Origin of the sequence: Pseudomonas abietaniphila (assembly GCF_039697315.1) — a bacterium.
In the GTDB taxonomy this organism is placed as follows: Bacteria; Pseudomonadota; Gammaproteobacteria; order Pseudomonadales; family Pseudomonadaceae; genus Aquipseudomonas; species Aquipseudomonas abietaniphila_B.
In genome coordinates this window covers 5,398,945-5,416,409 of record NZ_CP155619.1, presented here as the reverse complement: position 1 = coordinate 5,416,409, position 17,465 = coordinate 5,398,945, and the positions used below count along the sequence as shown (strand labels likewise).

Annotated in this window: 13 protein-coding genes (1 of these 13 running past the window's edge); 4 read left to right on the top strand and 9 right to left on the bottom strand. The window is 61.5% G+C overall.

The genetic code is table 11. From position 1 onward, the window contains the following. Positions 1-40: 40 nt before the first annotated feature. Positions 41-1,579 (top strand): sensor histidine kinase, encoded by a 1,539-nt coding sequence (locus ABDX87_RS23750; RefSeq protein ID WP_346830068.1) that lies wholly within the window; start codon positions 41-43, stop codon positions 1,577-1,579. A 31-nt stretch (positions 1,580-1,610) separates the two neighbouring features. On the opposite strand, the gene ABDX87_RS23745 is transcribed toward ABDX87_RS23750, so the two are convergent. Then, complete coding sequence (locus ABDX87_RS23745) at positions 1,611-2,306, bottom strand: tRNA (adenine(22)-N(1))-methyltransferase (RefSeq protein ID WP_346830067.1); 696 nt, start codon at positions 2,304-2,306, stop codon at positions 1,611-1,613. A gap of 1,075 nt (positions 2,307-3,381) precedes the next feature. On the opposite strand from ABDX87_RS23745, the gene ABDX87_RS23740 reads away from it, so the two are divergent. Continuing rightward, complete coding sequence (locus ABDX87_RS23740; RefSeq protein WP_346830066.1) at positions 3,382-3,840, top strand: REP-associated tyrosine transposase; 459 nt, start codon at positions 3,382-3,384, stop codon at positions 3,838-3,840. 468 nt (positions 3,841-4,308) lie between these two features. On the opposite strand, the gene ABDX87_RS23735 is transcribed toward ABDX87_RS23740, so the two are convergent. Then, entirely contained in the window at positions 4,309-4,851 is a 543-nt protein-coding gene (locus tag ABDX87_RS23735) for an ester cyclase (RefSeq protein ID WP_346830065.1), read from the bottom strand. Next, positions 4,839-5,963: an alkene reductase gene (locus ABDX87_RS23730; RefSeq protein WP_346830064.1), complete on the bottom strand. Its 1,125-nt coding sequence runs from the start codon at positions 5,961-5,963 to the stop codon at positions 4,839-4,841. The genes ABDX87_RS23735 and ABDX87_RS23730 overlap by 13 nt, the downstream gene beginning before the upstream one ends. A gap of 110 nt (positions 5,964-6,073) precedes the next feature. Here ABDX87_RS23730 and ABDX87_RS23725 point away from each other — a divergent pair, with 110 nt between their 5' ends. Then, complete coding sequence (locus ABDX87_RS23725; protein WP_346830063.1) at positions 6,074-6,985, top strand: LysR family transcriptional regulator; 912 nt, start codon at positions 6,074-6,076, stop codon at positions 6,983-6,985. Positions 6,986-7,101: 116 nt separating this feature from the next. Here the strand turns inward: ABDX87_RS23725 and ABDX87_RS23720 are convergent, their stop codons facing one another. After that, on the bottom strand, positions 7,102-8,010 hold the full coding sequence (locus ABDX87_RS23720; RefSeq protein WP_346830062.1) for a LysR family transcriptional regulator: 909 nt from the start codon (positions 8,008-8,010) through the stop codon (positions 7,102-7,104). A gap of 115 nt (positions 8,011-8,125) precedes the next feature. On the opposite strand from ABDX87_RS23720, the gene ABDX87_RS23715 reads away from it, so the two are divergent. Continuing rightward, positions 8,126-8,935, top strand: coding sequence for an alpha/beta fold hydrolase (locus ABDX87_RS23715; protein ID WP_346830061.1), 810 nt, complete (start codon positions 8,126-8,128; stop codon positions 8,933-8,935). A gap of 14 nt (positions 8,936-8,949) precedes the next feature. On the opposite strand, the gene ABDX87_RS23710 is transcribed toward ABDX87_RS23715, so the two are convergent. From ABDX87_RS23710 to ABDX87_RS23690, 5 genes are all read right to left on the bottom strand, one after another. Continuing rightward, positions 8,950-9,963: a GlxA family transcriptional regulator gene (locus ABDX87_RS23710; RefSeq protein ID WP_346830060.1), complete on the bottom strand. Its 1,014-nt coding sequence runs from the start codon at positions 9,961-9,963 to the stop codon at positions 8,950-8,952. 152 nt (positions 9,964-10,115) lie between these two features. Further along, positions 10,116-10,595, bottom strand: coding sequence for a VOC family protein (locus tag ABDX87_RS23705; protein ID WP_346830059.1), 480 nt, complete (start codon positions 10,593-10,595; stop codon positions 10,116-10,118). A gap of 344 nt (positions 10,596-10,939) precedes the next feature. Next, the gene (locus ABDX87_RS23700; protein ID WP_346830058.1) at positions 10,940-13,138 is read right to left on the bottom strand and encodes a TonB-dependent siderophore receptor; all 2,199 of its coding nucleotides are present in this window, start codon (positions 13,136-13,138) and stop codon (positions 10,940-10,942) included. Between the two features lie 170 nt (positions 13,139-13,308). Further along, positions 13,309-14,718: an aspartate aminotransferase family protein gene (locus ABDX87_RS23695; protein ID WP_346830057.1), complete on the bottom strand. Its 1,410-nt coding sequence runs from the start codon at positions 14,716-14,718 to the stop codon at positions 13,309-13,311. Beyond that, on the bottom strand, positions 14,711-17,465 hold the 3' end of the coding sequence (locus ABDX87_RS23690) for a non-ribosomal peptide synthase/polyketide synthase (protein ID WP_346830056.1). 13,448 nt of this gene lie beyond the right edge of the window; only the last 2,755 of its 16,203 coding nucleotides appear in the window; the start codon falls outside the window, past its right edge; the stop codon is at positions 14,711-14,713. Before ABDX87_RS23690 ends, ABDX87_RS23695 begins: the two co-directional genes overlap by 8 nt.

Below are 17,465 nucleotides of genomic sequence, written 5' to 3'. Positions count from 1 at the left end.
TCCGTGTCGATGGCCTCACCGAAAGGGATAGTGCAGCGCAATGAGTGATACCGAGTCTTCGAGCAAGCGCAGACGACAGGACTTCAATCCGTTCAAGTCTTCGCCAACCCCGGACAGCACCGGCAACCTGATCGCGCGGCCGTTAATCTGTCTCAGCAAACGCCGCTACGAAACGTGGCTGGTCTGGGCCATTGGCCTTGTGGTGACGGCAGGCATCGCCGTGATAAGCACGGTCGCGCACCACCGTGACATCGCGGCCACAGTCATCTACGTGACGTTATTGCTGATGGCCGCCAATGTGTTCACGTTGCGCATCGTCATAGGCGTTTCGCTGATGTGCATGGCAACTATCGTCGTCATGTTTTTCGTCGACCACGGTTATCAGGACTGGGACTCTTTCACCAGTTTCGTGCGTTGCCTGACGGCCTTGTCCGCCATCGGTTTTCTGGCAACGCGCGCCAAACAGGCCGCGGACGATCTTCGCCAGCATCAGATTTATCTGACGGGAGCTCAGTGCTTGAGCCAGACCGGCAGTGTCACGTTCTGCGGCATCAGTGAACTGATGGCGTGGTCGGCGGAAAGCGCGCGAATCTTTGAGTACCCGGTCGAGATACCCGTGTCGAAGTCAATGATCCTGGCGCGTACACCAATAGAAGATCACTCACTGATACACGATGTGTTCAACCGGGCAGCGCAGCGTGAGCCACAGATTGAAGTACGCCACCGGCTGCTCATGCCGGACGGGCGCATCAAGCATGTGCACATGGTCGCCACTGTGTTGTTTGTTCAGGACGACCGCTTCGAATATCTGGGTGCCGTGATGGACATCACCGAAAGAACGCAGGCCGAGGAGATGCTGTACCGAACCCAGGCCCAGTTGACCCACATCTGCAGGGTCACCACATTGGGTGAACTCACCGCATCGATCGCACATGAGGTCAATCAGCCCCTGACTGCCATCAACAGCAGCGCCGATGGTTGTCGCCGCTGGCTGGATCGTCCGCAACCGGACATCCCCGAGGCCATGCGCGGATTACGGCAGATCAACGACAGCGCACGCCGGGCCAGTGAGGTGATCAGTCGCGTCAGGGCGCTGTCACGCAAAAGTGACCCGATACGTCGACATGAACCCATCAACGATATCGTCCGGGAAACACTCTGCGTGGTGCAGTATGAAATGACCCATCACCATATCAGCCCGCGCACAGACCTAGCCGCAGAAAACCCTTGGGTATTTGCAGACCGGATACAACTGCAACAGGTTCTTATCAACCTGCTGATCAACGCATGCCAGGCCATGAGCGGGATCGAGCAACCCCGCCGTCGGCTGTGCGTTCAGACCTTCGTCACGCCCTGTGATGTCATCGTTGAGGTCAGTGACGGTGGGCCCGGAATACGTCAAGATGTGTTGCCGTCGCTGTTCACGCCATTCTTCACGACCCGGGAAAGCGGGCTGGGGATGGGCTTGTCCATCTGTCGGTCCATCATTGATTTTCACGACGGAAAGATCTGGGCACGAAACTCGCCCACTGGCGCCTCGTTCTTCTTTTCGATACCTCAGGTTAAAAGGCCACAGTGATCCGTAAGGAGGCCGTCCTCTGTGACCGCGCTCAGCCCAGCAACTCGGTGATCCACCGCACCTGCTGGGGCAGCGCTTGCACCTTGGTTTCGGGCACGTTCTGGCGTGCGCGCAAGAACTGATTCAGAGTCTTCTCTTTCTGCTTGAGCCTGCGCTGCCATTTGGCGACAAAGGCGGCGCTGCGTTCCTGCATCTGCAGCGGACCGAAATACAGTTCTTCAGCGGTGTACAGCACAGGGCCGCTACGCTCGGCGACGATGATTTCGTAGTCGAAACGGTTTTCTCGCAGCACTTCTTCGAAGAGGATGCGGTAATCGTTTTCCATCAACCATTGGCGAAGCGGCTGCTCGCCGCCGTTGGGTTGCATGATCAGGCGTTCACGACCCGTCAGGTACGCCCTGCCGCTGTCGAGAATATCGCGGATGGTTTCCCCGCCCATGCCGCAGAGGCTGATGGCCGTGATCCCGTCCTCGGGCTTGATCGCCTCAAGGCCGTTGGCCAGGCGCACGCTCATCCGGTCATCGAGATCGTTCTCACGCACGGTACGCTCGGCTGCGCGGAACGGCGTCATCGCCACCTCACCCGCAACCGCGTACTCGATCGCCCCACGGCGCATGAGCGCCACCGGCAGGTAGCCGTGGTCCGAGCCGATATCCGCCAGCCGCGCCCCGACCGGTACCCGCGCTGCGACGCGCTCAAGCCGCATGGACAATGTGTGTTCGTTCAACTGCCGCCCCTTATCACCGTGAAGCCCGACGCCTTGGCCGGACCGGGCGCGATTCTGTCGGGCAATCCCGGGCAATTCAAATGTTTTGCTGAGTAAACCCTCGGCCCGGGTCAAGGCATATGCATCGAGGCAGCCACTGTGGTTACGAGGATATGGGCCGCATTTCGGACGAATGCGGTGGGTCAGTGCCTGTCGTCATGCCTGACCCGACGCCTTCGCCACTGTCGTAACCTCCAGCAGCTCCCACAGAGATTGCAGCGGCTAGGGTGGCTTGGTTTACCCAGCCACTGTGGGAGAGGTCGGAGGTTATGAGGGTATGGGCCGTATTCCGGACGATTGCGGTGGGTCAGTGTCTGTCGTCATGCCTGACCCGACGCCTTCGCCACTGTCGTAACCTCCAGCAGCTCCCACAGAAATAGCGGCGGCTGCGGTGGCCTGGTTTACATCGCCCCTGTGGGAGACGTCGGAGGTTACGAGGGTATGGGCCGCGTTTCGGACGAATGCGGAGGGTCAGTATCTGTCGCCATGCCTGACCCGACGTCTTCGCCACTGTCGTAACCTCCAGCAGCTCCCACAGAAATTGCGGCAGCTGCGGTGGCCTGGTTTACATAGTCCCTTTGGGAGAGGTCGGAGGTTATGAGGGTATGGGCCGTATTCCGGACGATTGCGGTGGGTCAGTGCCTGTCGTCATGCCTGACCCGACGCCTTCGCCACTGTCGTAACCTCCAGCAGCTCCCACAGAAATTGCGGCAGCTGCGGTGGCCTGGTTTACATCGCCCCTGTGGGAGACGTCGGAGGTTACGACGGCAGCGAATGCGGTGGGTCATTCACCGCTGATGCCTCTGACCCAACACGTCCGCCACCGTCATAACATCCAGCCGCCCCCCATAGAAATTGCGGCAGCTGCGGAGGCCTGGCTTACGTAGCCCCTGTGGGAGACGTCGAGATTATGAGGGCATGGGTTGTACTCCAGACAAACGCTGCCTGCTTCACACATCCTGATGCAGTTCTTGGGCTACGCCCTTTGTTTTGATCACTAGCCTTCTAGCTTTCCTCTTAAACAGGCGAGCACGCGATGCCTCTACCCGCTGACTCCAAGCGCTTGCGCATGGGTCGTTATTCCCAGAAAGGCCAGATCTACCTCGTGACCTCAATCACTCACCATCGTCAGCCCTTCTTTAGCGACTGGGTCACAGGGCGGTTGCTGGTAAATCACTTCCGAAAAGCGCAGCAGGAAGGCTGGGCAAATACGTTGGCTTGGGTCGTGATGCCAGATCACTTTCACTGGTTGCTTGAGCTTGAGAAAAAGGATCTTCCCGCTTTGGTGCTCGCGGTCAAATCACGCGCAGCGCGAGACATCAACACGCATCTAGGCAGGTCCGGCCAACTCTGGCAGAGAGGCTTTCACGACCGGGCGATTCGGAAGGAAGAGGACTTGCTCAGCGCCGGGCGCTACATCATCACCAATCCGATCCGCGCCGGTTTGGTCAATCGGGTTCATGACTATCCGCTATGGGACGCGAAATGGATCTGAACGCGTGACGATATCGAACGGCTGAAGAACGCAGGTGCTGCCGAGCAAGCATTCGCCACTGTCGTAACCTCCAGCAGCTCCCACAGGTTTTGCGGCGGCATGACATCTCGGGTCTGCCCGGTTCGTGTAGGAGACGTCGGAGGTTACGACGGCAGCGAACGCGGTGGATCAGTCATCGGTGATGTTACTGCCCCCACCGCATTCGCCACTGTCGTAACCTCCAGCAGCTCCCACAGGTTTTGCGGCGGGCAGAACATCACGGGGCTGCCCGGTTCGTGTAGGAGACGTCGGAGGTTACGACGGCAGCGAAAGCGGTGGGTCAGTCACCGGTGATGTTACTGCCCCACCGCATTCGCCACTGTCGTAACCTCCAGCAGCTCCTACAGAGATTGCGGCGGCTGTGGTGGCTTGGTTTAGTTAGCCCCCGTGGGAGACATCGGAGGTTGTGACGGCAGCAAACGCATGGGACTAACGGGCGATAACTCCGATCTGTTGCAGGAACGTCAGGTTGTCTTCCAGGTGCCAGTTCTCGGCAATCCGGCCGTCGGCAATGCGGTAGATGTCGGTCGCGATGAAGTTCACTGCCTGGCCTTTTCCCTTCACGCCGTTGAACGTCCCGGTGAAATGCCCGGTGAAACGCAGGTGCGAAACCACGCGGTCTCCAGTGACGATCATCTGTTGCACCTCGCAGTTCAGGTCCGGCACTGTGCCATGGAACGCGCTGGACGCGGCCAGCGGTCCGGCGATGCCTTGGGGGCGGCCTGGCGGCAACGCCCGGTCCATGAAGTCGGGCGCCAGCGCTTCGCGGGCCAACGCCGGATCGCCCGACGACCAGAACGTCGCGTAACGGCGGGCAGCGAGGGTTTGTGCCTGAACCTGCTCGGGTGTTGCGCCAGGATCGGCGATCAGCACCTTCGGGGTGATCAGGGCCGGCTCGGCGGCGACGGCAGGTTGGGTGAGCACGGTGGCGGTGAGGGCGACGGCCAACAGGCCGGTGATCAGCGAGCGCATGCAGCTTCTCCTGTGCGAGCGGCGGGGTAATCGCTGTAACCCTGAGCCGACCCGCCGAACAAGGTGGCGGGATCGAGCGGTGTCAGCGGCAGGTCGTGTTCCAGACGGGCTGGCAGGTCGGGATTGCCCACGAACGGCCTGCCAAACGCCACCAGGTCGGCATAACCCTGGGCGATGACCCACTCGGCACGGGCCTTGTCGTAGTTACCGGCCACGATGATCGGGCCGGTGAAGCGCTCGCGAATCGCCTGGCGGAAGGCCTCGGTGAACACCGGCGCGTCGTCCCAGTCGGCTTCGACCAGGTGCAGATAACCGATGCCCTTTCCTTGCAGGTATTCGACGGCTTCGAGGATCGTCGGAAGAATGTCCGGACAGTCCATACCACGGGCCGTCAGGAACGGCGCCAGGCGAATGGCCGTGCGTTCGGCACCGATTTCATCGCTGATCGCGTCGATCACCTCCCGCAGAAAACGCAGGCGATTGCTGCGCGAGCCTCCGTATTCGTCGGTCCGCGTGTTGGACGTGGTGCGCAAGAACTGATCCACCAGATAGCCATTGGCGCCATGGACCTCAACGCCGTCGAATCCGGCGAGCATGGCCCGGCGTGCGGCTTGACGGAAATCATCGACAATCTGCGCAATCTCGCGCCGGCTCAACGCCCGAGGTGTCGGGGAGTCCACCATCGCACCCTGCCCGGTCGCCGGGTCCAATTTCCAGATCTGCCCTTCGAACGGCTCTGCGGAGGGCGCCACGGGCAACGCTCCCCCGTGGAAGTCAGGATGGGACATACGCCCCACGTGCCACAGTTGCAGGAAGATGCGACCGCCTTCGGCATGCACCGCCTCGGTCACGCCGCGCCAGCCTTCCTGCTGCGCATCGTTATGGATGCCGGGGGTAAAGGAGTAGCCCTTGCCCTGCGGGGAAATCTGCGAGGCCTCGGTGACGATCAACGCCGCCGATGCACGCTGAGCGTAATACTGAGCGTTAAGTGCATTGGGGATGTCGCCGGGCTGACTGCTGCGGGCGCGGGTCATGGGCGCCATCACCACACGGTGCGGTGCAGTGAGGCCCGCGAAGGCGATCGGGGTAAACAGTGTCGCTGGGGTCTTCATGGTGAAAGTTTCCTGAGCCAGAAAAAGGTAATGGGCTCAGTCTGCGTTCGAGGACTGCATTTGATAATTGGGCTAATCTTTGATGGATTTTCAAAAATAGCGGAAGAATCATGGACAACCTCGAAGCCATTCGCCTGTTTGTCGAAGCGGCCCAACTCGGCGGCCTTTCCGCAGCCGGCCGCAAGCTGGGCCTGTCACCGGCCGCCGCCAGCGCACGTCTGCTCAAGCTCGAAGCCTCTCTCTCCACGCGCCTTTTCGAGCGAACCACGCGTCAATTAAGGCTGACTGATGAAGGCCGGCTTTATCTGCAGCATTGCCGCCAGGCGTTGCAGGCGCTGGACGATGCCCGCGCGGCACTGTCCGCCGAGAAGAAAGAGATTCGCGGCAAGATCCGTATCTCCGCGACCTCGGATTTCGGCCGCCACGTGCTCAATCCCTGGCTGGACGCCTTTACTGCCCTGTATCCCCAGGTCGTGCCCGCACTGTTGCTGTCCGACTCACTGTCACACCTGATCGCCGACGAGGTCGACCTGGTGATTCGCTTCGGCGTGCCGCCCGACAGCTCGCTGATCGCGCGGCCGTTGGCGGCCAATCGCCGCGTGCTGTGCGCCGCACCGGGTTACCTGCAACGCAAAGGCACACCAAAGCACCCCGACCAACTGGCAGATTTTGACCATATCGTCGCCGGACAATCAGGCTGGTCCAGCGAATGGCGCCTGCAACGAGGGGAGGAAGTGAAGCTGTTCAAGGTGCCGATGGAGGCCGCGCGGGAGACCAACGACGGCTCGCTGGCTCGGCAGTGGGCAATCGACGGCCACGGCATTGCCCTCAAGTCGATCTGGGACGTCAGCGCTGACCTCGCCGCCGGTCGCCTGAGCTTGGTGATGACTGACTGGCAAACCGCCGAAGCGCCGGTGCATGCGCTGTATCCTCGCAACCGCTACCTGGCCCCTCGTGTACGAGCCCTGCTGGACTTTCTGGTCGAGCGATTCGAACAGGCATCACGGGACATGACGCTTTAGACGCCAGGCCGCGACAGTTCGTACGTCGGATAATCCGTCAAACGCCAGCCCGACTTTCAATGCCTTGCCTGCTTTGCGCCCTGAATCCACTGCCCGGACCCTCCGGGGCGACCGTGCTAAAACCGGTCCCACTCCGGCTCGCCTGCAAACGCCTCTGTCACGTAATCGATGAAGCACCGCACCTTGGCCGGCACGTATCGGGCCGTCGGGAACACCGCATGAATCGCCAGCTCGGAGGGCGTAAACGTGGGCAAGACTTGAACCAGTGACCCGGCGCGCAAGTGTTGACCGAACACGAAGGTCGGTCCGTAGGCGATACCGAGACCCGAGAGCGCCGCAGACACCAGCACCTGCATGTTGTTTGCACGCATGCGCAGCGGGCCATCGATGACATGAAGCCTGTTGTCGACATCGCTCACCGTCCAGCCATCCGCCGACACAGCCTCGCTGAACGCCAGGCGCGGCAGGCTGCGCGCGTCATTCGGGTGCACCGGCAGGCCGTGTCGCTCGATGAATTCAGGCGATGCGCAAAGCACCATCCGACACACGCCCAGCCGTCGTGCAATCAGCGAAGAGTCCGCGAGTTGCCCGATGCGGATGGCGACGTCGATGCCGGCCGCGTGCAGATCGACATAGCGATCATCGGCGACAACGTCGGCATTGATATCGGGAAAATCACGCAGTAAGCGAGCGATGACCGGCCCCACGTGCAGCGCGCCAAAGGTGACCGGTACCGCGATGCGCAAGGTACCCCGTACACCGCTGCCGGCATCGCTCGCTTCGTGATTGGCTTCGTCGAAGGCATCAAGGATCTGTTTGCAACGCAGGTAATACGCCTGACCCGCCTCGGTCGTGCTCAGATGACGCGTACTGCGTTGCAGCAGCCTCACCCCCAGTTGCGACTCCAGCGCACTCACGTGTTTTCCGGCCATGGAGGCTGACAAGCCGAACCGCCGACCGGCCGCCACCAGGCTGCCGTCCTCGATGGCGGCAACAAAAACGTTGAGGCTGGTGAAACGATCCAAGAGAGCCTCCAGTCGATAACCAGGCGATCGATTGATGATAGGAATGTGCGGATTATCGCGCTGAGCGCCTTAATTTACGATCCCCACCTGAACATTCAACGTTGAGAGGTGGACGATGCACGTGGATTCAAATGGCGTTCGTATTCATGTCGAAGATCAGGGAACAGGTGCCCCGGCTCTGGTATTCCTGCACTACTGGGGCGGCTCATCGCGCACCTGGAACGCGGTCGTTGACGCTCTGCCGATCACCTGCCGGATTGTCAGGCCGGATCTGAGGGGCTGGGGAAGTTCTGTGACGATGCCCTCTTCAGACGGGCCTGTCGGCTATAACTTGAGCGACTATGCCGCCGATGTCGCAGCGGTCGTTTCAGCACTTGAGCTGGATAACTACGTGTTGATCGGGCATTCCATGGGCGGAAAAATTGCGCAACTGCTGGCCTCGCAGCGTCCCAGTGGACTCGCGGGCCTGGTGCTGGTAGCGCCCGCGCCTCCAGGGGCCCTTCAAATGCCTGAAGAAGCCAAAGCTGCGATGGCGAGCGCCTACGTGTCCGAGGCCTCCGTGGGCCTGGCCATCGAGCACATGCTGACGTCCAGACCATTGAGCCCCGAACAACGGCGGCAGGTGATAGAGGACAGTCTGCGCGGCACGGCCGAGGCAAAGATCGCGTGGCCGCAGTCGATCAGCCAGGAGGACATTACGCATCAGGTTCAGGCGATCAACGTCCCGACCGTGGTGATTGCAGGAGAGAGGGATCAGGTCGATTCGGTTGCGACGCTGAAAGCGCACCTGCTCCCGAACATCCCCCACGCGGATTTCCATGAACTGGCCGGCACAGGCCATTTATCACCTCTGGAGTCCCCCGTGGAACTGGCGGCCATTATTGGTGGGTTCGTGTCCACGCTGAGAAGCAAGCTATCGGCGTGAAGCCAGAGACGGCATCACTTCACCAGCCGCGTTTCCTTGGAAGGCCGGTAGCCGAAATAGGCGCTGTAGCACTTGCTGAAGTGGCTGGGGGAGACGAAACCGCAGGCGACGAGGACTTCGACCTGAGAGAGCTCAGTGTGCTGCAGCAGCCGTCGTGCTTCGGTGATGCGCAGCTCCAGGTAATAACGCTGCGGCGTGGTGCCCAACTGTTCTTTGAACAGGCGCTCGATCTGCCGGCGCGAGCGCCCTGCGTAAACCGCCAGTTGGTCCATCTCCAGCGGTTCCTCAAGGTTGGCGTCCATCAGTTTGACGACTTCCTTGAGCGGTGCGCTGACCGAGATGTGCCGGCTCGGCTTGATGCGCCGATAGCGCGACTCCTCGAACGACAGGATGTCTTCGATGCCTTCGACCAGCGCCTTGTCGTGCAGGCCCTTGATCCATTCCAGGGCCATGTGGAAGGCGCCGGATGGACTGGACGCCGTGAGCCGGTCGCGGTCCACGACAAAGGGCTCGCTGGTCACGTGGGTGACTTTTGAGATCTCGGCGAGTGCGGGACGGTGTTCGGGGTGAATCGCGCAACGGTAGCCTTCGAGCAGGCCCGCTGCACCGAGAAACCACGCCCCGTTCCATAACCCGGCGAGAGTGATGCCCAAGTCGGCGGCGGTGATCAGCAGCGTGATCAGCGCGTCGTCGGCTTTGAGTTCCGTGCGGTAGCCACCACAGATCACCAGCAGATCGAGGTCTTTGAGCGCGGGCAGTTCAAGGCGGGCGTCGGGCCGGATGACCAGCCCCAGATCGCTGATGACCTCGCCTTCCTGCAAGCCGAACGTTCTGGAAGAAAACAGCGTAGGACGCAGCAGATTGGCGGTGACAATTGTGTCCAGCGCCTGAGTGAACGCCGGGAGCGAGAAGTGTTCGAGCAGCAGAAAACCCGTCCGCGTGTGCGTACAAGGCAGCCGCCGATGCGCCTCCAGATAGCGAAGGTTCTTGCCCTTCATGCCGCCGCTGAACTCTCTTCTCTCGCTCAACGCTCGCTCCGCGTGTTTTTCCAAACGATCAACGTTCTTGTGCTGCTCACATTTGCCCTTGCCCTGTCGCACTCGCTTCAGGCAAACCTGACATCAGTGCGCGAGGAGCGCCGAGGTTATCTCAAAGTGATGGCCTGCGACAGAAAGCGCTGTTATCCCTTGAGCGCGGCTTCGATGGCAGCCACGTCAATCCGTGTCATGCCCATCATTGCGTTGAACGCACGCTTGGCTGCGGCCCGGTCAGGGTGGGTAATCGCTTCGGTCAGCACGCGCGGGGTGATCTGCCACGATATGCCCCATTTGTCTTTGCACCAACCGCAGACGCTGGCCTCGCCGCCATTGCCGACTATCGCGTTCCAGTAGCGGTCCGTCTCCGCCTGATCCTCGGTTGCGACCTGAAAGGAAAACGCCTCGTTGTGCTTGAACACCGGCCCGCCGTTCAGCCCGATGCAGGGGATGCCCATGACTGTGAACTCGACGGTAATCACATCGCCCTCCTTGCCCGAGGGATAATCCCCGGGCGCCGGATGAGCAGCAGTGACCGCGCTATCAGGGAACGTCTTCGCATAAAAGCTCGCCGCGTCCTCGGCATCGCCTTCGTACCAGAGACAGACTGTATTCTTCGCGACCATGTCGGCTCTCCAACGTTTGGAATGGAGAGATGAGTTTAGACGGGAGACATTTACCTGCCTGCTAAGGGTGCCTCGCTTCGCTTGGGCACGCAGGGCCAGAAGCTCCGTGTCTATTGGATCTGTCGCGCACCTCAGGCCTGTGGGAGTCAGCTTGCTGATGACGGATGTACACGCAATCCGGGAAACCTCAGGAAGAAAGCCTTCGCGACCGTCGTAACCTCCGATTGCTTCGACAGAGGCCCGCGAACATCTCAAGCCGACCAGCTCCGCCCAAATTCCAGCCATAAAAAAGGGCAGACACGTTGACCGGTCTGCCCCTCTTCCCAACGTCTAAAACTCAAGCATTACCAGCGGAACGCAACCGTCCCCATGACTGTACGCTCCTCGCCCCAGTAGCAACGACCTGCGTTGTTGCAACCACTGACGTACTCCTTGTCGAAGAGGTTCTTCGCGTTCACATCCACCGACCAGTGCTTGTCGATGTCATACCCCACCAACGCATCCACCAGCGTCACATCGCCGGTTTTCAACTTGCCGTACAAGGTCGGCGAGGTGTATGCAAAGGTGTTGTCGAAATAACGCACACCGCCTCCCAGACGGAAACCGCTCAGTGGGCCATCGAGGAAACGGTAGGTCGCCCAACCGGACGCCTGGTTACGCGGAATCCCCGTCAACTGGTGATCCTCCACCAACGACCCCGGCGCATCCTTGGTCACGCGCGCGTCGGTATAGGTGTAAGACGCCGTCAGGCTGAGGTTCTTGGTGATATCGCTGTTGGCCTCCAGTTCGATGCCCTTCGACTCGCTCTCGCCCACCTGACGACTGAAACCGTTGCTGCCTGCAACCACGTCATGGGTCTTGGTCAGCTGGAACACAGCGGCGCTGAAGGTGGTATTCCAGCCGGCCGGCTCAAACTTCAGACCCGCTTCGTACTGGTGACTGAGGATCGGGTCGAGCAGTTCGCCGTTGGGCTGCGAGGACTGCTGCACCGGGGTGAAGGCCGTCGAGTAGCTGACGTAAGGCGAGATACCGTTTTCGAACTGGTACATCAGACCGGTCTGCCAGCTGAAACGGTGATCCCAGCCATCCAGGTCGGCCAAGCCACTGGTCGTGCCCGCGCGGTTACGGTATTTGCTGTTGACGAAGTCCTGGCGGCCGCCCAGCAGGAAAATCCAGTTGTCGTACTTGCTCTGAAGCTGGCTGTACAGACCGTACATTTGCTGGTCCAGCTGCGAGTTCTGGATCGTCGCGATCATCCGCGGATTCCCGGCCGGGAACACCGGGTTGAAGGCGTTGTACGTACCGCCGTTGCCCGCCGCCCAATCCTGGTTGAACGAAGTACGGTCGTAGCTGGCGCCCAGCAACACGGTGTTTTCCAGCGCGCCGGACGTGAAGTGACCTTCGAACTGGTTGTCCAGCGAGTACGCCAGGGACTTGTTGTCACGGTCATACGCGGTGCTGGTCAGGATGCTGCCAAAACCGGCGTTGTTCAGGTTGTTCGGCCAGGTTTCATGGCGGTCGATCCGGGACTCCATGAAGCGCGAGTTCTGGCGGAACTGCCAGGTGTCGTTGATCTGATGGCTGAACTCGTAACCCAGGCTCCACGCCTCACGCTCGAAGTCGTCCCAGTTCGGGTTGCCGTTGTACTGGTCCTTGCCGATCTTGCCATTGACGTTGTTCAGCAAAGTACCGGCCGCCGGGTAACCGAGCAGCAGCTGGGTACGGTCGCGCTGGTAGGTGGACAGCAACGTCAGCGACGTGTCTTCATCGAAGTTGAAGGTCATGGACGGTGCGATGTACAGACGATCGTCCGGCACCGAGTCGACCTGCGTGTCGGCGTTGCGACCCAGCATCACCACACGGCCCAGAATGCGGTTGTCGTCGGTCAGAGGGCCGGACACGTCGAGGCCCAGTTGGCGACGGTTGTTGCTGCCATAAGAGAACTTGGCTTCGCCCTGGGCGGTTTCGGTCGGGCGTTTGCTGACCAGGTTGACCAGACCGCCCGGGGCGTTTTCGCCGTACAGAATCGAGCTCGGGCCGCGGAACACTTCGGTGCGCTCCAGGCCGTACGGTTCGGTGGTGGTGTCGTAACGGTTGCCTTGCAGACGCAGGCCGTCCTTGAGCAGGCCGTAGCCATAGTCGGTGGCGTTGTAGCCGCGAATGGAGAACAGGTCGCCCGCCAGGCCATCACCTACCGCAAACGGCGGCGCGAAGATGCCGGGTACGTAACCGAGGATATCGGTGAGGGTTTGCGAGCCCTGATCCTGAATGCGCTGACGTGTCACCACCGATACAGAACGCGGCGTTTCGGATAATGGAGTGCTGGTTTTGGTGCCCGCGGTGCTGTTCTTCGCCTGGTAGCCAACGTCGGGTTCAACCGCCAGTGATTCCCCGGTGATCACCGAGTTCTGCAGCTGAATCGCTGAGCCTTTCGCAGGCTTGGCGGGGGCATCCTCTGCCCATGCCAGGCCGTGACAGGCGACCGTTGCCACCAGTGCTGCCAAGGCGTTCACCTTGAATTGTTTGTTCTTGTTGCTCGCCATCCGAACTCCCCCTCCCTTTGAAATGACCTGGGCCTGAGCCCACTGCGCAGTGTTTACAGATGTAAAAAAGGCGTGAAAATGTAACAGAGAAACATTCTCGTTACCATTGTCATTCAAAATAAAAGCGAAGTGCCATCCCTTGTCACTTCGCTGATACAGGTCGGAAGGGATTACCGCAGGTTGACGGCGGCGGAAACCGCGGCGCTGAAGATCTCGGCGATCTGGTCGATCTGGGCTGCGGTGACGATCAAAGGCGGGAGGAAGCGGATGACGCTGGAGTGACGGCCACCCACTTCGATGATCAGTCCGCGTTGCAGGCATTGGCGCTGAATCCTCGACGCCAGTGCGCCGCTTTGCGGGAAGCGGCCCAACGCGTCCGGACGCCCTTCGGGATCGACCATTTCCACGCCCAGCATCAGGCCCATGCCGCGTACATCACCCATCTGCGGGTAGTCTTTTTGCAGCGCGTGCAAGTGACCGCTCAAACGCTCGCCCATGGCCGCTGCGTGCTGATCGAGCTGCTGTTCGCGAACGATACGCAGCGTGGTAGAGCCGGCCACCATGGCCAGCTGGTTGCCTCGGAATGTGCCGGCGTGGGAGCCCGGTTTCCAGACATCAAGCGACTTGTTGTACACCACCACGGCCATCGGCTGGCTGCCCCCGATCGCCTTGGACAGCACCAATACGTCCGGCACGATGCCGGCGTGCTGGAACGCGAACGGCTTACCGGTGCGCGCCACGCCGCACTGGATTTCGTCGAGAATCAGCGGCACGCCCGCGTCACGGGTGATGCGGCGGACTTCGCGCAACCAGTTGGCAGAGGTCGGCACCACGCCGCCCTCCCCTTGCAAGGGTTCGAGGATCATCCCGGCAGGCGGCATGACACCGCTTTCCGGGTCAGTCAGCTGGTTTTCGATGTAGTGCAGACCGATGCGCTCACCCGCTTCACCACCGACCCCAAACGGGCAGCGGTAGTCGTACGGGAACGGCAAGAATTGCGCGCTGGAGGCCAGACCGCCCAGCGACGCTTTCGGTCCCAGGTTGCCCATCAGACTCAAGGCCCCTTGAGTCATGCCGTGATACGCGCCGTGGAAGGCCATCATGTTGCTGCGACCGGTGGCCGTACGTACCAGCTTCATCGCCGCTTCCACGGCGTCAGTGCCCGCCGGGCCGCAGAACTGAATGCGTGCATCCCTGGCGAACGCCGATGGCAGGAGCGCGAACAGCTCGTCGATGAAGGCGTCCTTGGCCTCGGTCATCAGGTCCAGGGTGTGCAGCGGGCGCTGCCCGTCGAGCAGGTCTCGCATCGACTGCACCACCTCGGGGTGGTTGTGCCCCAACGCCAGCGTACCGGCGCCCGCCAGGCAATCGATGAACCAGCGCCCCTCGCTGTCCTGCACATGAATGCCTTGGGCGCGCTTGAGTTCCAGCGGAATGCGCCGCGGGTAGCTGCGAGCGTTCGATTCCACCGCCGCCTGACGGTCCAGCCGCGCGGTCGGCGCAAACCGGTAGTCAGCATGGGCCAGCGCGGCATCGGGTGTCAGCTCGGCAATCGGCGTCACGTTGTGTTGGCTATGCATATTCCTGCTCCTGGAAATCGTGTGACTGAGGTCGTTCGTTGACTTGCGCGAGGGCCTCGGCAAGCTGAGTGATGAACTGCTGATCACGGACAATCGAAAGGTGGTCGGCATCGATCCAGGCTGAAACCTGCAAGCGGCTGCCCATGCCCTGCTCCAGAAGAGCCGGTGCGTTATCGTTATTTTCCGGGGAGCGCTCCGCCCACCAGGCGTACACCGCCACGCTTGACGGATGAATGTCCCGGCATTGGTTGGCGAGTTGGCGCATGTGCCGCTCGACGCCGAGCAACTGCTGCCAGTGCTCATCGCCTTCGCTTTCGTCATCGCCGCCCACCGCTGGCGCGGACGGTTCAGTCAGCGCAGGACGCGGCTGCCCGGCACCCGGCACGTAACCGTCGATCAGGCCGACGAAGGCCACGCGCTTGCCCAGACGGGTCAGCAAACGGGCCATTTCCAGGACCATCGTGCCGCCCATCGACCAGCCGATCAGGCGGTAGGTCCCGGACGGTTGCTGCTCCAGCAACGCTTTCACATAGTCGCGGGCCATCTGTTCGATTGAACCGTCGCGCCACTGGCCGTCGAGCACCTGACGGTTCTGAATGCCCCACACGTCCCACTGCGTGGACAGCCGACGCGCCAGGGCGTAGTAACCCACCACTGTGCCGCTGACCGGGTGCACGCAGAACACCGGCGGCTTGTCGCTGGGGCCGCTGCTCAGGCGAATCAGCGGATTCGGCGCGCCGTTGTTGTTGACCGGCTGAGCCGCAGCAACTGCCGATTGCACCGCTGGCAGACCATCCAGCAGCGCCGTCAATGCCGCAAGGTAGGCCGTTTGCAAGCGTTCGATGGTCTGGCGCTGATAACGCTGACCACTGAAACGGAAGGTCAGGCCCAGTTGCCCGGCGAACACCTGACCGTTGATTTCCAGCTCGCGATTCAGCGGTGTGGTCGGGTCGATCAAGGCACCGGCTGAGACGTTCGCCGGAGCAAAACGGCCGTCGCCCAGGTCCTGATCGAACTGACCGAGGTAGTTGAACACCACCTTCGGCTCGGGCAGTGCAGCCAGTTGCTGGCGAACCTGATCGGTGCCCAGATAACGCAGCAGCCCGAAACCCACGCCCTTGTCCGGCAGCGCGCGAACCGTCTCCCGAACCTGCTCGACGGTCTGCTTGATCGTGTCCGCAGCCTTGACCCGCACCGAGAACAGACTGGTGAACCAGCCCACGGTGCGACCCACGTCCAGCGCGTCGGACAGGGCCTCACGACCGTGACCTTCCAGCGCGATCAGATTATCGCGCTGTCCGGTCCAGCCACTCAGTGCCTGGGCCAGGGCAGCCAACAGGATTTCATCCATCCGCGCATTCAACGCCGCCGGCGCTTCACGCAGCAGACGGTGGGTCATTTGCGCGTTCAGTAGCAGCTCGCACTGTTCGAGATCCTGCTGGGTCGCGCGGCCCTGGGCGTCGTCCACCGGCCAGGCGTTGTTGCCCCGGCCGATCTGCTCCAGCCACTGCGCCGCTTCGGCTTCGCGTTCGGGCGTCTGCGCTGCGAGCAGCAGGTGCTGCGCCCAACGCTGGTAGCTGCTAGATTTCGGTCCAAGGTTTACCGGGGTGTCCGAAGCCAGTTGCGCATAAGCCCGGGCCAGATCCTCCAGCAGCACTCGCCAGGACACGCCGTCCACCACCAGGTGGTGAGCGACCAGCAACAGACGCTGGCCGTACGGCATCTGCGCCAGCACCAGTCGCAGCAACGGACCGTTTTCCAGATCGAGGCTGCGTTGCGCCTGTTCGCACAGCGCGACCAGCGCAGCGTCATCGGCCACATCCCGCACCCACAGGCTGTCGCTCTCAGGGGTTTGGCGATACACCTGCTGCCAACGGCCATCATCCGCTGCACGGAAGCTCAGGTTCAGGCCATCGTGGTGACGCAATACCGCCTCCAGCGCCCGTGCCAGCCATTGCGCTTCGACCGGACGTTGCACATCCAGCAGCAACGCCTGATTGAAATGCCCCCGGTTCGCCATAGGCTGTTCGAAGAAGTGCGCCTGAATCGGCGTCAGCGGCACTTCACCCTGCGGGACCTCATCAATAACGATTTCCGCACTCGCCTCGACGACAGTTAGACGCAACGCCAGGTCCTTCAACCGTGGATGGGTGAAGACGTCTTTGGGCATCAGTTTCAGACCGGCCTGACGCAGGCGCGTGATGACCGCCAGCGATTGAATCGAGTCGCCGCCCAATTCGAAGAAACTGTCCGAACGGCCCACGCTGGCTATGCCCAGCAGTTGCTGCCAGACATTGGCCAGCTGCTGTTCTCGTTCACCCTGCGGCGCTTCGAACTGCTGGCTGTCGAGCTGCGGATCCGGCAACGCGTTGCGGTCCAGTTTGCCGTTCGGCAGTTGCGGCAGACGCGCCATGACGATGATGTGTTGCGGCACCATGTATTCGGGCAGCGTCGTTGCCAGCTGCTGTTTCAGGCTGTCCTCGCTCAGTTCGTTGCCACCGACATAACCCAGCAGGCGTTTGCCACTCGGCGTTTCGCGGACGATCACCAGCGCTTCGCGAACACCCTCGCAGGCCTTCAGCGCGGCCTCGATCTCCCCGGCTTCGATGCGGAAGCCGCGGATCTTGATCTGGTGGTCGATGCGGCCCAGGTACTCTAGCAAGCCTTGGCTGTTCAACCGCACGCGGTCGCCGCTGCGATAGATCCGCTCGCCCGGTCGGAACGGGTGCGGGAGGAAACGCTCGGCG

What these genes read in the sequence shown, in the direction of transcription:
- ABDX87_RS23750 (WP_346830068.1), top strand. Translation starts at nt 41, where the DNA reads ATGAGTGATACCGAGTCTTCGAGCAAGCGCAGACGACAGGACTTCAAT.
- ABDX87_RS23740 (WP_346830066.1), top strand. Translation starts at nt 3,382, where the DNA reads ATGCCTCTACCCGCTGACTCCAAGCGCTTGCGCATGGGTCGTTATTCC.
- ABDX87_RS23735 (WP_346830065.1), bottom strand. Translation starts at nt 4,851, where the DNA reads ATGCGCTCGCTGATCACCGGCCTGTTGGCCGTCGCCCTCACCGCCACC.
- ABDX87_RS23730 (WP_346830064.1), bottom strand. Translation starts at nt 5,963, where the DNA reads ATGAAGACCCCAGCGACACTGTTTACCCCGATCGCCTTCGCGGGCCTC.
- ABDX87_RS23725 (WP_346830063.1), top strand. Translation starts at nt 6,074, where the DNA reads ATGGACAACCTCGAAGCCATTCGCCTGTTTGTCGAAGCGGCCCAACTC.
- ABDX87_RS23715 (WP_346830061.1), top strand. Translation starts at nt 8,126, where the DNA reads ATGCACGTGGATTCAAATGGCGTTCGTATTCATGTCGAAGATCAGGGA.
- ABDX87_RS23705 (WP_346830059.1), bottom strand. Translation starts at nt 10,595, where the DNA reads ATGGTCGCGAAGAATACAGTCTGTCTCTGGTACGAAGGCGATGCCGAG.
- ABDX87_RS23700 (WP_346830058.1), bottom strand. Translation starts at nt 13,138, where the DNA reads ATGGCGAGCAACAAGAACAAACAATTCAAGGTGAACGCCTTGGCAGCA.
- ABDX87_RS23695 (WP_346830057.1), bottom strand. Translation starts at nt 14,718, where the DNA reads ATGCATAGCCAACACAACGTGACGCCGATTGCCGAGCTGACACCCGAT.